The sequence below is a fragment of the Tautonia marina genome (genome assembly GCF_009177065.1).
GTDB classification, from domain to species: Bacteria; Planctomycetota; Planctomycetia; order Isosphaerales; family Isosphaeraceae; genus Tautonia; species Tautonia marina.
Genome location: NZ_WEZF01000011.1, coordinates 75,436 through 87,494, shown reverse-complemented (window position 1 = coordinate 87,494; position 12,059 = coordinate 75,436). Strand labels below are relative to the sequence as shown.

Genomic DNA, 12,059 nt, shown 5'->3' with positions numbered 1-12,059 from the left:
CTCCTTGCAGCCGTGCTCGCGGAACTGTCATCCTCTCGCACACATTCCTCAGATCGGCATTTTCGCCGTGATTCAATCAGACGAAGCCTGCTTGCGGCTGCCGAGCCGTGCTCGGAGAGACAAACCGTCGCTCAGTCGAGATAGGCGTCCGATGCCGCTGAGGCGTAGGTTGCCTCCAGGTCAACGGCGACGGCTTCATTGACCGTCAGGGGGAGAGTGATGGTCGGCAAGGGTTGGCCGACGGTCATTGGACGTCGCCAGGCCGCGAAGAATCGGCCTTCCCCTGGGACAGGCTCGCCGACGCGATAGGAGACGGCAAACGGGGTGGGCGTGGGCGGTTGTTCCAGACCGATCTCGGCGGCAATCGTATCCGCAAACGAGAATCCGTAGGGATGGGGCAGGACATCAATCAGCAGCAGGTTGACGCCGTCGTGCAGATACGCGAGATACCGGGTGAGGTAGATTTCTCGGGAGCTGGGGCGGTCCTTGTTGCGTGGCGAGACGCGTTCGATGACTGCCACCAGCCAGCCGCCATGTTCGACGAACAACGCCGCGTCGGATTCAATCGTATCGACGATGACCTCGATGTCTGGCCTGAGCCCCTCGGGCAGCGTGCCGACCTCCTCGCTGGGGCGGTCGCCGGGGTGAGCCGCCCTGGGCCAGGCCCGGATCGAAACGTCTGCCTTGCTTGTAGGAGCCCCGATCGACATGCGCGGCGAAGTGCCGACGTAGGCCCGGTATCCTTCCGGAAGTCGGGGCTTGATCCATCGGAGAAGCTCGGCAATCCAGAGCAGATGGACCCCGTCCCAGTTCTCGACGCGGTTCCAGTCGTGCAGCGGCATCACAGCCTCCTCGGGAGTGGCACTTCGTCTTGCCCATCATCCCTCGGACCGTTCACCGCGGTCAATGCACTCGACGACGCGTCAATCAGGCTGCGGCCTCGCCGAGGCCCTCGGGGGGATCGTCGCCGGCCTTGAGGGCTTCCCATTCCTCCCAGGAGTAGAGGACCTCGCGGGCGGAGCCGGATTTGTACTCGCCGACAATGCCGTCCTCGGCCATGAAGTCGATGAGGCGGGCGGCGCGGCCGTAGCCGATGCCGAGGGCTCGCTGCAAGAGGGAGCAACTGCCGCGCTGCTCGCGGATGATCACCTCGATGGCCGTCTCGTACAGTTCGTCGCGGTCCTTCAGGGCCGCGCCGTCCTTGCCGCCGACCCCGCCGCCGACACGAAGCTGCATCAACTCCTTGCTAAACTCCTGAGGATACTGGCTCAAATAGTTGCAGATGCGTTCCACTTCCAGGTCCGACACATACGTGCCCTGTGCCCGCACCAGGTGCGAGGTGCCGGGGATGAGGAACAGCATGTCGCCGTTGCCCAGCAGCTTGTCGGCCCCCATCTCGTCGAGGACGACGCGGCTATCCCCCCGGCTGGAGACCTGGAAGGCGATTCGAGCGGGCAGGTTTCCCTTGATCAGGCCGGTAATGACGTCCACGGTCGGCTTCTGGGTGGCGACGATCAGGTGCATCCCCACCGCTCGCGCCTTCTGGGCGAGGCGGACGATGTGGGCCTCGACCTCCTTGGCGGCAGTCATCATCATGTCGCTCATTTCATCAACCACGATGACGATGTGCGGCATGAAGGTCGGGATGCGCTGGGCTTCCTCCTCATCCTCGGGCTGGAGCCGGGCGTAGATCTCGTCGGGGCCGAGTTGATTGTACGAGTGCAAACTGCGCACACCGGCCCGGGCGAGGTACGTGTAGCGCTCGTCCATCTTCTCGCAGGCCCACGCCAGCAGCGACTCGGCCTTCTTCATGTCGGTGACGACCGGGTGCATCAGGTGGGGAACTTGCTTATATTGCGATAGCTCCACCATCTTCGGGTCGATGAGGATAAGCTTGCACTCGTCGGGCCGACGGGTCATGAGGATCGAGGTGATCATCGCGTTCAGGCAGACCGACTTGCCTGTGCCGGTTCGGCCGGCGATGAGCAGGTGGGGCATCTCGGCCAGGTCGAACGCCAGGGGAGAGCCCTTCACGTCCTTGCCCAGGAACAGGGGGATGAAGGCCCGCTTCAGGCTGTCGCCGGCCGCGACCCCCTCGATGACCTCGCGGAGCCGGACCATCGACCGCCGCTCGTTGGGGACCTCGATGCCAACGGTCGTCTTGCCTGGGATCGGCGCGACGATCCGGACGCTCGGCACGGCCAGGGCAATCGCCAGGTCGTTGGCCAGGCCGACGATCTTCGAGACGCGCAGGCCGGCCTCCAGCTCGATCTCGAACTGGGTGATGACCGGCCCGGTGTCGATCTGGACCACCCGGACCTGGCAGCCGTGCTCCAGCAGGGTCTTCTCCAGCATCAGGGCGCGGGCCTGGATGGAGGCCTCGCGTTCCTGCACCGGGACGGCCGACGAGGGCTCCAGCATGTCCATCGGCGGACCCTGGTAGCCCGAGGCCGACCGCTGCGGCGACGACGGGGGGCGCACGGCAGGCACTCCCGGTGTCGGCGGCGGGGCGGCGGCTGGGGTCGGCCGGGTCGGAGCCGGAACCCCGGCGGGCGGGACTCCCGCGTGGGGGGAAACCGGGGCGGGCAGATCGGCTCCCCTTGGTCGGGCAATCGCCGGGACCGAGGCCCCGGGGTGCGCGGGCATCGGCTCACCCGCCGACCCGAGCAGGCTCGACCGGCGTCGAGGGAGGATGAAGATCAGATCGTGGCAGAGCGCCAGACCGACGACCGCCGCCGAGGTCAGTACCAGCGACAGGCCGATCGGCCCGACCTGGCCGCGGAGCCCCTCACCGATCAGGACCCCGAGGTAGCCTCCCGAGCCGACCGGAGCCGCGCCGGGCAGGTCGGGGCGAAGTTGCTGCAAGGCCGCCGAGGTTACCCCGATCAGCACGCCCAGGCCGAGCAACCGGGCGGGCGGGTCGGTGATCGGCCGGGCCATCAAGACCCGAACCGCCACGATCAACCAGGCCGGCAGGACCAGTAGCGCCCCGTAGCCGAAGCAGGTGTACAAAAGGTGGGCGAGCGCCGCGCCGATGGGGCCGCAAGGGTTGGCCAGGGCGTCCCCTTGATTCGGCGGGTAGATGGCCGTACCGGGAGCATCGGCCGGGTCGTACCCGAGCAGGCTCAATGCCAGGAACAGGCCGCCCACGAGCAGGGCCAGGCCCCGTCCGTTGCGCCAAAGTCGCTGACGATCGAGCATGAACGCCCCCCGGGCCATCCGACGAGGCCCGGAACCACCATCGAAGGCCGCCAGGCGCGACCCTCCGGGGTCGGCCTGCTCGCGACCCCTGGTGCGAACCCGGGCCCGATCGATCCGTTAGGCGATCATCGGCAGATCCGGGCGGCGAGCTTTGCTCCTCGTCGGCCCGATCTGTGGCAATCGGCGCTCAGTCTTCCGGCTGGGTAAGGTCGACCGTCTCGCCGAGCGGCCCGCCGATGTCTTCGGCCTCATCCCGAGAGCGGACATTACCGGCCAGGTCGAGGAAAATCTTGTCCTGCATGATCTCCTGGATCACAATGGCCATCTTGTCAGGTGTTCGCATGTCAACCAGTGGGCGGGCCCCCTGGTTCAGGGCGATCATGCGCTTCTGGATCAAGGTGGAGAGCTTGAACCGGCCGCCGACGCGGTTGACGATCTCTTCTTCCTTCAGTTCCTCATGCATCGCGGGCGTCTCCTCCGCAACCCGACTCGGCCAGCAAGGTGTCCAGTTCGGCCACGGCGCGGTCGAGGTCGTCGTTGATAATGGTATGGGTGTACAGATGCTGGGATTCGAGTTCGCGCCGGGCGTTATCGAGCCGACGGCGGACGACGGGCTCGGGTTCGGTGCCGCGGCCTCGGAGGCGGGCTTCGAGGATCTCGAAGTTGGGGACGGTGATGAAGATCGTCTCGGCCGACGGCACGGCGCGGAGGACCTGCATGGCTCCCTGAACGTCGATTTCGAGGATGACGCACTGGCCCGCTTCCAGCGAGGCGATGACCGGCTTGATTGGCGTGCCGTAGAGGTTGCCGTGGACCTCGGCCCATTCGAGGAACTCGCCCCGGTCGCGGGCGGCCTCGAAGTTGCCTCGGGAGACGAAGTGATAGTCGCTCCCCTCCACCTCACCGGGGCGGGCCGGGCGGCTCGTTGCCGAGACCGAGAGACGGGCCCCGACGCCGGGCTTCTGCAGCACCCTGCGCAAGATCGTACTCTTGCCGCATCCGGAGGGTCCGGAGACGACGAGCAAGCGGCCAGGAAGGTGGGTCCAGTCGTAAGTCATGGGGCAGTAGGCTGTAGGCAGCGGGCAGCGAGCAGAAATCGGAGGATCGAGAGCGTCCAGGGGGCCGACCGAACGAGAAGGTCGAAGCGAGCTTGAAGCCGAGGGACGGGGTCGCAGGGCCTGGGTCGATGGAGCGTCCGGGGGAATCGTACCGTCGGGGGGGGGGACGGACTCATTCGACGTTCTGGATGAGTTCGCGGATCTTTTCGAGGGAGCCTTTGATTTCGACGACGGAGCGGCTGATCTCAACGTCGTTGGCCTTCGAGCCGATGGTGTTGGTCTCGCGGCCCATTTCCTGGACGACGAATTCCAGCTTGCGGCCGGGGGCGTCGTCGGAGGAGAGGACGGCGTCGAACTGGTCGAGGTGGGCGCGGAGCCGGGTAATCTCCTCGGCGATGTCGGAGCGTTCGGCGAAGATGGCGACCTCTCGGATCAGGTGCTCGGGCTCGATGGTCAGGCCGCGGTCCTGGATCAAGGAGCCGACCCGTTCGATCAGACGATCGCGGTAGGCCGAGACGACCTCGGGCACTCGGGAGGCGATGCGGTCGAGATGGCCGGTGATGTCGAGGGCCAGCGAGCGGAGTTCCTGATCCATCGACCGGCCTTCTTCGAGTCGGCTCTGGTGGAGCTGATCGAGGGCCTCGACGACGATCGGTTCGAGAGTCGGCCAGTGTTCCCTGGGGTCGTCGAGGGCCGGTCGGGTCGAATCGACGACGCCCGGCAGGGAGAGCAGGGCCGAGAAGAAGTCGGGGGGCGTCTGACCGCCACCGAGGAAGGTGAGCAACTGGGCGCGATAGCCTTCCAGGGCGGCGAGGTTCAAGCGGTAGTCTTCGGGGCGGCGGAGCGATTCGACCCGGAGGTTGAGCTGGACCGTCCCGCGTTTCAGGCGGTGGCGGACGAGGCGCTCGATGTCCGGCTCCAGGGCCGAGAAGGGCTCGCTGATGCGGGTCGAGAGCTTCAGGTGCCGCCCGTTGACGCTGCGAACCTCGACGCTGATGGTGCGGGCCTCGTCTTGCCGACGGGCTTCGCCGAATCCGGTCATGCTCAGGAGCACGGCGAGCCCTCCAGGGTCGTGATCGGGGGGAACCAGACGAGACCAACCAGGACCAGAGCGAGACGCAACACCGAGACCCGTCCGGTGCCGAGGAACCGACGGGCCGAAGGCGGCGCGAGGGGCGTCATGTCCGTCACGTCAGTTCGACTCGGGGGCCGGAGTCGGAGCGGGAGCCGGGGTCGGCGTCGGCGTGGCCGGTTCGCTGTCGGCGGCGCCGGGGGTCGGGGGCAAGTCGGACGTGCCCAGGTCGAGGCCGAGCGGGTCGGTGTCGGCGTCGGCGTCGGCATCAAAATCGGGGACCGGGGTGCTGTCGGTGGTGGTGTCGAGAACACCTTCCGGTAGGAACTGGCCGCCGGGCTGCTGCTGGGTGGTTCGGGAGACGTTGGCGTTGACGACCAGGCCCATGTTCAGGGCGATCCAGACCGAGGCGGTGACAATGGTGATGCGGGTAAAGACGTCGCCCGCCCGGGTGCCGAAGGCGCTCGATCCGCCGACGCCGCCGAAGGCCCCGGCCAGTCCGCCCCCTCGACCGCGCTGGATCAGGACCAGGCCGATCATGAGGGCTGAGACGAGGCCGATCAGGATGTAGGTCAGCCACTGCGGCAACAGGTAGCCGAGGAAGGTGCAGACGACCAGCGCGATGAGGCTGCTGATCACATAAGGCAGGATTTCCACAGTCGGGGACCTCGCAAAGGGATCGATCGGGACGATCGGCGACGAGCAGCAAGCAATCGGTGGCCCCGTTGGACCCGGCCGGGCCGAGTCCGACGGGAGGGGGAATGAATGGTTCGCTCAGGTCACGCCTTGCCGGCCTGGGTGACGGTGCGGGCGGCCTCGATGATGCCGAGGAAGTCGGCGGCCTTGAGGCTGGCCCCACCGACCAGGGCGCCGTCGATGTCGGGACGGATGAGCAGGTCGGCGGCGTTGTCGGGCTTGACGCTCCCCCCGTATTGGATGACGACCCGGGCGGCGATCGCTTCGCCGAAGCGGTCGGTCAGTCGAGCCCGGATGAAGGCGTGGACGTCCTGGGCCTGTTCGGGGCTGGCGGTCTTGCCGGTGCCGATGGCCCAGACGGGCTCATACGCCAGGACGACGCCGGCCATCTGCTCGGGTTCCAACCCGGCAAGCGAGCCGTCGAGCTGTTCGGCCACGACGGCCTCGGTGCGGTCCCCTTCCCGTTCGTCGAGGGTCTCGCCGATGCAGACAATGGGGATGAGGCCGATCTTCAGGGCGGCGTGGAGCTTCTGGTTGATGAAGGCGTCGGTTTCTCCGAGACCATGCCGTCGCTCGCTATGGCCGAGGATGACGTGGGTGCAGCCGACGTCGTTGAGCATGGCGCCGGAGAGCTCGCCGGTGTAGGCCCCCGAGGGCTCCGGGTGCATGTTCTGACCGCCGAGGCCGATGGGGGAGTTGGCCAGGGCGGCGTCGATCCGGTGCAGGAAAACCGAGGGGGGGCAGACGGCGACGCGGACGGCGTGGTCCTGGCCGACGCCTTCCTTGACGGCTTCGGCCAGGGCGACGGCGTCGGCCTCGGTCGAGGGGTTCATCTTCCAGTTGCCGGCGATGAACAAGGGTCGCATCAGGCGGAGTCCCGGGCGTTAAGGGGTTGCGGTGAAAGACGTTGCGGGTGATTTGTTTCGGGGTGGCTGGGGTCGTCCCGACCCCAGCGTCGGCGTCCTGGGCGGGTGGGAGCCTGGGGTCAAGATGACCCCAGCCACCCTGGCGTTTCGAATCGGATCAGACGGCCAGGCTCTCGCACGAATCGACCGTGCGGCCGAGGACGTCGGCCAGGCGGCGGAGGTCGTCGACGAGGGCGGCGAACTGGTCGGGCAAGAGGGCCTGCGGGCCGTCGGAGAGGGCCTTTTCGGGGCAGGTGTGGACCTCGATGTGGACGCCGTCAGCCCCGGCGGCGACCGAGGCGCGGGCCATGGCCGGAATCAGGTCGGGCCGGCCGGTCGCGTGGCTCGGGTCGGCGATGATCGGCAGGTGGCTCTGGCCCTGGGCGTTGGGGATGGCCGAGAGGTCCATCATGTTGCGGGTCGAGTCCTCGAAGCTGCGGACGCCGCGTTCGCAGAGGATGACCTTGTGGTTCCCTTGCGACATGATGTACTCGGCCGACATGAGCAGATCTTTGACGGTGGCGCTCATGCCTCGCTTGAGCATGACCGGCTTGTCGGTACGGCCGATCTCCTTGAGCAGGTCGAAGTTCTGCATGTTGCGGGCGCCGATCTGGAGCATGTCGGCGTATTCGCAGACGAGGTCGATCTGGCGGGGGTCCATCACCTCGGTGATGGTGGGCATGCCGAACCGCTCGCCAGCGGCCTTCAAGAGCTTCAGGCCGTCTTCGCCCATCCCCTGGAAGCTGTAGGGGCTGGTGCGGGGCTTGAAGGCGCCGCCGCGGAGGATGTTGGCCCCGGCGTTGCGGACGGCCTCGGCGATGCCGAACAGCGATTCCTCGCACTCGATGGCACAGGGGCCGGCGATGATGCCAAGGTGGCCGCCACCGATCCGAATTCCCTTGACCTCGATCACTGAGGGCTCGGGCCGGAACTCTCGGCTGGCGAGCTTGAACGGCTTGAGGACGGGGATGACCTGCTCGACGCCGTCGATCGCCTGCAAGGGGGTGGCTTCGAGTTTCCGCTCGTCGCCGATGACGCCGATGATGGTGCGGGAGACCCCTTGGCTGAGATGAGGTTGGAATCCGAGTTCTTCGATCCGCTCCAGGACATGCTGAATCTGGTCGGGGGTCGGCTGCGGCTTCAGGACAATGATCATCGGCCTCGGATCTCCGGCTCGATCGATGCGGACTCGTGGTGGCTGCGGCACGGTCGGTTGAGCCGATGGACCTGGGTGCGTGGCGCACCCTCCCCGACTCGGGTGTGGAAACGTCACAGTGTACCGGACCGATTCGGGCAACGGAAGTGCAAAGCCGAGCCTGGAAACGGTTGGATCGGGACAAGGGTGTGAGCCGCGCATGCCCCACCGGTCGCGGTGCGCTGTTGGGTGCGCCCCTGGGTGCGCAATTTGGCGCCCCGGGGAGGGAGTGGTTTTGTGTTGCGGGGAAATCAGTTGTGGCGAGCGGGTTCGGTTCGTTTCGGGAATCGGGGGGGAGGGATTGGAGCCACGGATGAAACACGGATGGAACACGGATGAGAGGGGAGGATGGGGAGGTGGAGAGGAGGGATAAGGATGGGAGGGGATGCGGCGGTGCGCTGTCGGGTGCGCGGCCTGGTGCGCCGTCGGGTGCGCTGGAAATGGGACGGGGGTTTGGTGGAAAGTTCTTGTGAGGAAAGAAGTTGCGGTGAGGAGGGGAGGTTCGTTTCGGGAATCGGAGGGAGGGCGAAGGCGCACCCAGGGAGTTGGGCGGAGGGGATGTTGCGTTGGTGAGCGCGAGGGGATTGGCGGCATGGAATGGTGGGTGGTGTCAATCGTGGTGGGTGTTTCGGTGTTGGGTTGGTGCAGAGGGGCGATCATTTGGTGCGAGGAACACACGGAGGAAGCCAGGGACGTTCGGGATCGTTCGGAAACCGCCGAGTGGTGGTTGCACAACGGGGAAAACATCGAGGAACGAGTGCTGGGGATGGCTCCAGGGCTGAGTGCCACAGGAAGATCGGCCGACGAAATCATCGGGAAATCGAGGAATTTTGGTCACACGAAATCGAGGGGAAAGGGCGGCCAAAAAGGGGGCGAGTTAGGCGGGGGATGTTTTACGGGCGACGAGCCAGAGGTTGCTGGCGAGGAGTTTCAGGGGCCAGACCTGTTCGAGCAGGGCGTTGAGCCGGTAGAGGGGGCGGTCGAGGCGGTTGAAAGCGGTCTGGAGCCAGCGGGGGAAGCCGTAGAGCATCGTCGGCAGGACGAAGGCGAAGCCGGCGTCGACGACCTGGAAGCCGGCGGCCTGGAGGATGGTGGTGGTCGATGGGATGGTATACAGGCGGTCGTGGGCGTTGTGCCTCAGAGTGCGCTGGAGGGCCTCGGTGTAGCTGAAGCGGTGCGGTAGGCAGGTGATGACGAAGGTGCCGCCGGGCCGGAGGATGCGGGCGATTTCGAACAGCGAGGTGGCGTCGTCGGCGACGTGTTCGAGGACGCCGTTGGAGGTGATGACGTCGAAGAACCCGTCGGGATAGGGCATGAAGACGGGGTGTTCGAGCTGCCGGTACTGCAAGCCGCTAAACTGGTGCAGGACGTGGAAGGGGCCGGGCGGGTAGAGGTCGGCGCCGTGCAGCTCCAGGGCGTCGCCGAGGCGGAGGCGGTAGACGCAGGAGTCGATCGCGTGCTGGCATCCCCACTCGAAGACGCGGCCGTGCAGGAGCGGGGTGATCTGGTCGAGCACTCGGAGGCGGCGGCGGAGGGGGACATCCTGTTCGATGTGGGCGGCGGAGTAGGCGAAGTCGGTGCCAAGGACGCCGGAGATGGTGTCCTCGCGTTTTTGACGCTCCCAGAGGACGCGGATCTGCTGGATCTCGGCGTCGTGGTCCCATCGGGGGGGCTGGGGGGCGGGAGCCTCGCGCGAGTGAACGGCCGAGGGACGGGTGGCGGAGGAACGGGGAGACGACTCCAGGACGTCGGCCATAAGGCGGGTTCCTTCCCGAAGGCGATGGTAGAGGAGCGATCGCGGCTTGGATCGGATCGGCCGGGCACCGAAGCCCTCCTGGGCGTCTCGGCCGGTCTGCTCGCGTTTGCTCTGTGTTCTATCGTCGATTGGGCCCGTCTTGTCTAGCGGAGCCCTCGGCCGCGGAGGAGGCCGTCGGCCCAGGCGGCGTCTTCGCCGGAGAGGGGGGGGACGGGTTCGGCGCGGTAGTCGATGTCGTCGTACTCGGCGTTCTCGTAGACCTGATCGATGAGGGCCTGGAGGCCGAGCGGGACGTCGGGATCGTGTTCACGGAGGGGGATGGGGAGGATGGGGAGGCGTTCTTGGAGTGAAAGGCGGAGAAGCACGGGAGAGGAGGGTACGCTGGCTCTCCAGATGCTTGCCAGGTAGACCGAGCGATCCGGGTCGGGAACGAAGCGATCGAACAGAGGGCCTCGATCGCCCTCCCGTCGCAAGTCGATCTGGAGCTGATTGATCCCGAGCGCAAATCGTTCGGCCTGATCGCGGCGGAGCCAATCGCGGAGGGGACCGGGCTGTTTGTCCTGAGGGCCGAAGAACTCGACCGTTGTGATCACGCGGCCGTCGTCCTGGAAGATTTTCAGGTAACGACTCCGATGGATCTCGTCGTCGCCGATCCACTCGCGATGATCGATCCGGGCTCGGAGATCGTCCGGCAATCCGGTGTTGAGCGCGTCGCTTCCATAGACGAGCACGGACGCTCGCACGTCTCCCCAGCAGGTCTCCAGGTACGGGTCCATGCCGGGGAAGGGGCGTTTCATGAGTCGGAAGCTTCCGGGGGCGAGAGGGGGTTGCCCCCTGGCATTGCCAGCGTCAGCTCTCGACGCAGTCGCCGCGGGGGTAGGAGCCGAGGATGGAGAGGCGTTCGCAGCGCTTGCGGACGGTGTCGAGGACCTTGGAGACGTTCGGGTCGTCGGCGTGGCCTTCGACATCGAGGAAGAAGAGATACGAAGGGTCGGCGCCGGGGATGCTCTCGGCGGAGACGGGGAAGGACTCGATCATCGTCAGGTTCAGGCCGCCTTTTTCGAACGGTGAGAGGACCTTGGAGAGGGCACCGGCCTGGTTGGAGATGCGGAGCAAGAGGGTGGTCTTGTCGCGGCCGGTGGGGGCCTCGGACTGCTCGGCGATGACGGCGAAGCGAGTGACGTTGTAGAGCTGGTCTTCGATGTTTTCGGCCAGGACGTCGAGGTCGTAGGCGTCGGCGGCGGTTCGGCTGGCGATGGCGGCGGAAAACTGCTCGCGCTGGGCGATCTCGGCGGCGTGGGCGGTGGAGACGACCTCGACGAGCGACGCCTGGGGCAAGTTCTTGCTCAGCCAGTGGCGGCACTGCGACAGGGCCTGGGCCTTCGAGTAGACGCGGCGGACGTCGGCCCAGGGGGTCTTGCCGAGCAGGCAGTGGTGAATCCGCAGCTTGACCTCGGCGCGGATCTTCAAACCCGCGTGGCGGGTGAACATCTCCAGGGTGTCGGAGATGCGGCCGTCGGTCGAGTTCTCCAGGGGGACGAGGCCGAACTGAACGTGACGGCGGTTGACCTCCTCGAAGACGGCGGCGATCGAGCCGACGGGGACATGCTCGACAGCGTTGCCGAACTTGGCGATCGAGGCGATGTGGCTGTAACTATATTTGGGGCCGAGGCAGGCCACGCGGAGACTGCGCTGAATGGACCGAGAACCGCTCATCAACTCTCGGAAGATGAGGCGGATGGTCTGGGCGGGCAAGGGTCCATTGCTGTGAGCCAGGGCCCTGGCGATGACCTCTTCCTCACGGGCGGGGGACCAGACTTCGAGGCCGTCACGTTCCTTGACCTGGCCGATCTGCGCGGCGATCTCGGCGCGACGGTTCAGGAGGCCCACGAGTTCCTTGTCGATCCGATCAATCTCGGCTCGCAGGCTGGCCAGAGTGGGGGCGCGTCGGGCGTCGACACGTCCTTTCCCCCGGCGTTGGGTGGCGTCGGGGGACGGGTCGCCTTTGGGCTTCGTCGGCATCGGGAGTCTCGTCGGCGAGCGGTCGGCCCCGAGGAGGGGCGGGGAGGCGGGGACTTCACTCGAATGGATTGCAAGTGATTACAAGGGGGTCGGGGGGATGTCAAGCGAATTCTCTCCGGCCGCTTTCGCCCCCGAGCGTCTTCGAATACAATCG

Annotated in this window: 11 protein-coding genes; all 11 read right to left on the bottom strand. The window is 66.6% G+C overall.

Translation table 11 applies throughout. The features are described 5' to 3' along the window. Window positions 1–131: 131 nt before the first annotated feature. The 11 genes from GA615_RS14605 to pheA all read right to left on the bottom strand — a co-directional run bounded on the left by GA615_RS14605 (window position 132) and on the right by pheA (window position 11,905). The gene (locus tag GA615_RS14605; RefSeq protein ID WP_152052045.1) at window positions 132–842 is read right to left on the bottom strand and encodes a DUF4058 family protein; all 711 of its coding nucleotides are present in this window, start codon (window positions 840–842) and stop codon (window positions 132–134) included. Between the two features lie 85 nt (window positions 843–927). Further along, window positions 928–3,201 (bottom strand): DNA translocase FtsK, encoded by a 2,274-nt coding sequence (locus GA615_RS14600; RefSeq protein WP_152052044.1) that lies wholly within the window; start codon window positions 3,199–3,201, stop codon window positions 928–930. A 187-nt stretch (window positions 3,202–3,388) separates the two neighbouring features. Then, window positions 3,389–3,664, bottom strand: a complete 276-nt coding sequence (locus tag GA615_RS14595; RefSeq protein WP_152052043.1) for a DNA-directed RNA polymerase subunit omega — start codon at window positions 3,662–3,664, stop codon at window positions 3,389–3,391. Then, window positions 3,657–4,259, bottom strand: a complete 603-nt coding sequence (gene gmk, locus GA615_RS14590) for a guanylate kinase (protein ID WP_152052042.1) — start codon at window positions 4,257–4,259, stop codon at window positions 3,657–3,659. The genes GA615_RS14595 and gmk overlap by 8 nt, the downstream gene beginning before the upstream one ends. 172 nt (window positions 4,260–4,431) lie before the next feature. After that, entirely contained in the window at window positions 4,432–5,313 is an 882-nt protein-coding gene (locus tag GA615_RS14585) for a YicC/YloC family endoribonuclease (RefSeq protein ID WP_152052041.1), read from the bottom strand. Window positions 5,314–5,451: 138 nt separating this feature from the next. Further along, the gene (gene secG, locus GA615_RS27865; protein WP_235905438.1) at window positions 5,452–5,988 is read right to left on the bottom strand and encodes a preprotein translocase subunit SecG; all 537 of its coding nucleotides are present in this window, start codon (window positions 5,986–5,988) and stop codon (window positions 5,452–5,454) included. A gap of 122 nt (window positions 5,989–6,110) precedes the next feature. After that, complete coding sequence (tpiA, locus tag GA615_RS14575) at window positions 6,111–6,893, bottom strand: triose-phosphate isomerase (RefSeq protein ID WP_152052040.1); 783 nt, start codon at window positions 6,891–6,893, stop codon at window positions 6,111–6,113. 157 nt (window positions 6,894–7,050) lie between these two features. After that, window positions 7,051–8,088, bottom strand: coding sequence for a 3-deoxy-7-phosphoheptulonate synthase (gene aroF / locus GA615_RS14570; protein ID WP_152052039.1), 1,038 nt, complete (start codon window positions 8,086–8,088; stop codon window positions 7,051–7,053). 916 nt (window positions 8,089–9,004) lie between these two features. Then, window positions 9,005–9,883: a class I SAM-dependent methyltransferase gene (locus GA615_RS14565; RefSeq protein ID WP_152052038.1), complete on the bottom strand. Its 879-nt coding sequence runs from the start codon at window positions 9,881–9,883 to the stop codon at window positions 9,005–9,007. A gap of 143 nt (window positions 9,884–10,026) precedes the next feature. Next, the gene (locus GA615_RS14560; protein WP_161602344.1) at window positions 10,027–10,680 is read right to left on the bottom strand and encodes a DUF4058 family protein; all 654 of its coding nucleotides are present in this window, start codon (window positions 10,678–10,680) and stop codon (window positions 10,027–10,029) included. Between the two features lie 52 nt (window positions 10,681–10,732). Further along, a complete protein-coding gene (gene pheA / locus GA615_RS14555; RefSeq protein ID WP_152052036.1) occupies window positions 10,733–11,905 on the bottom strand; it encodes a prephenate dehydratase in 1,173 nt (390 codons plus the stop codon). Window positions 11,906–12,059: the final 154 nt, after the last annotated feature.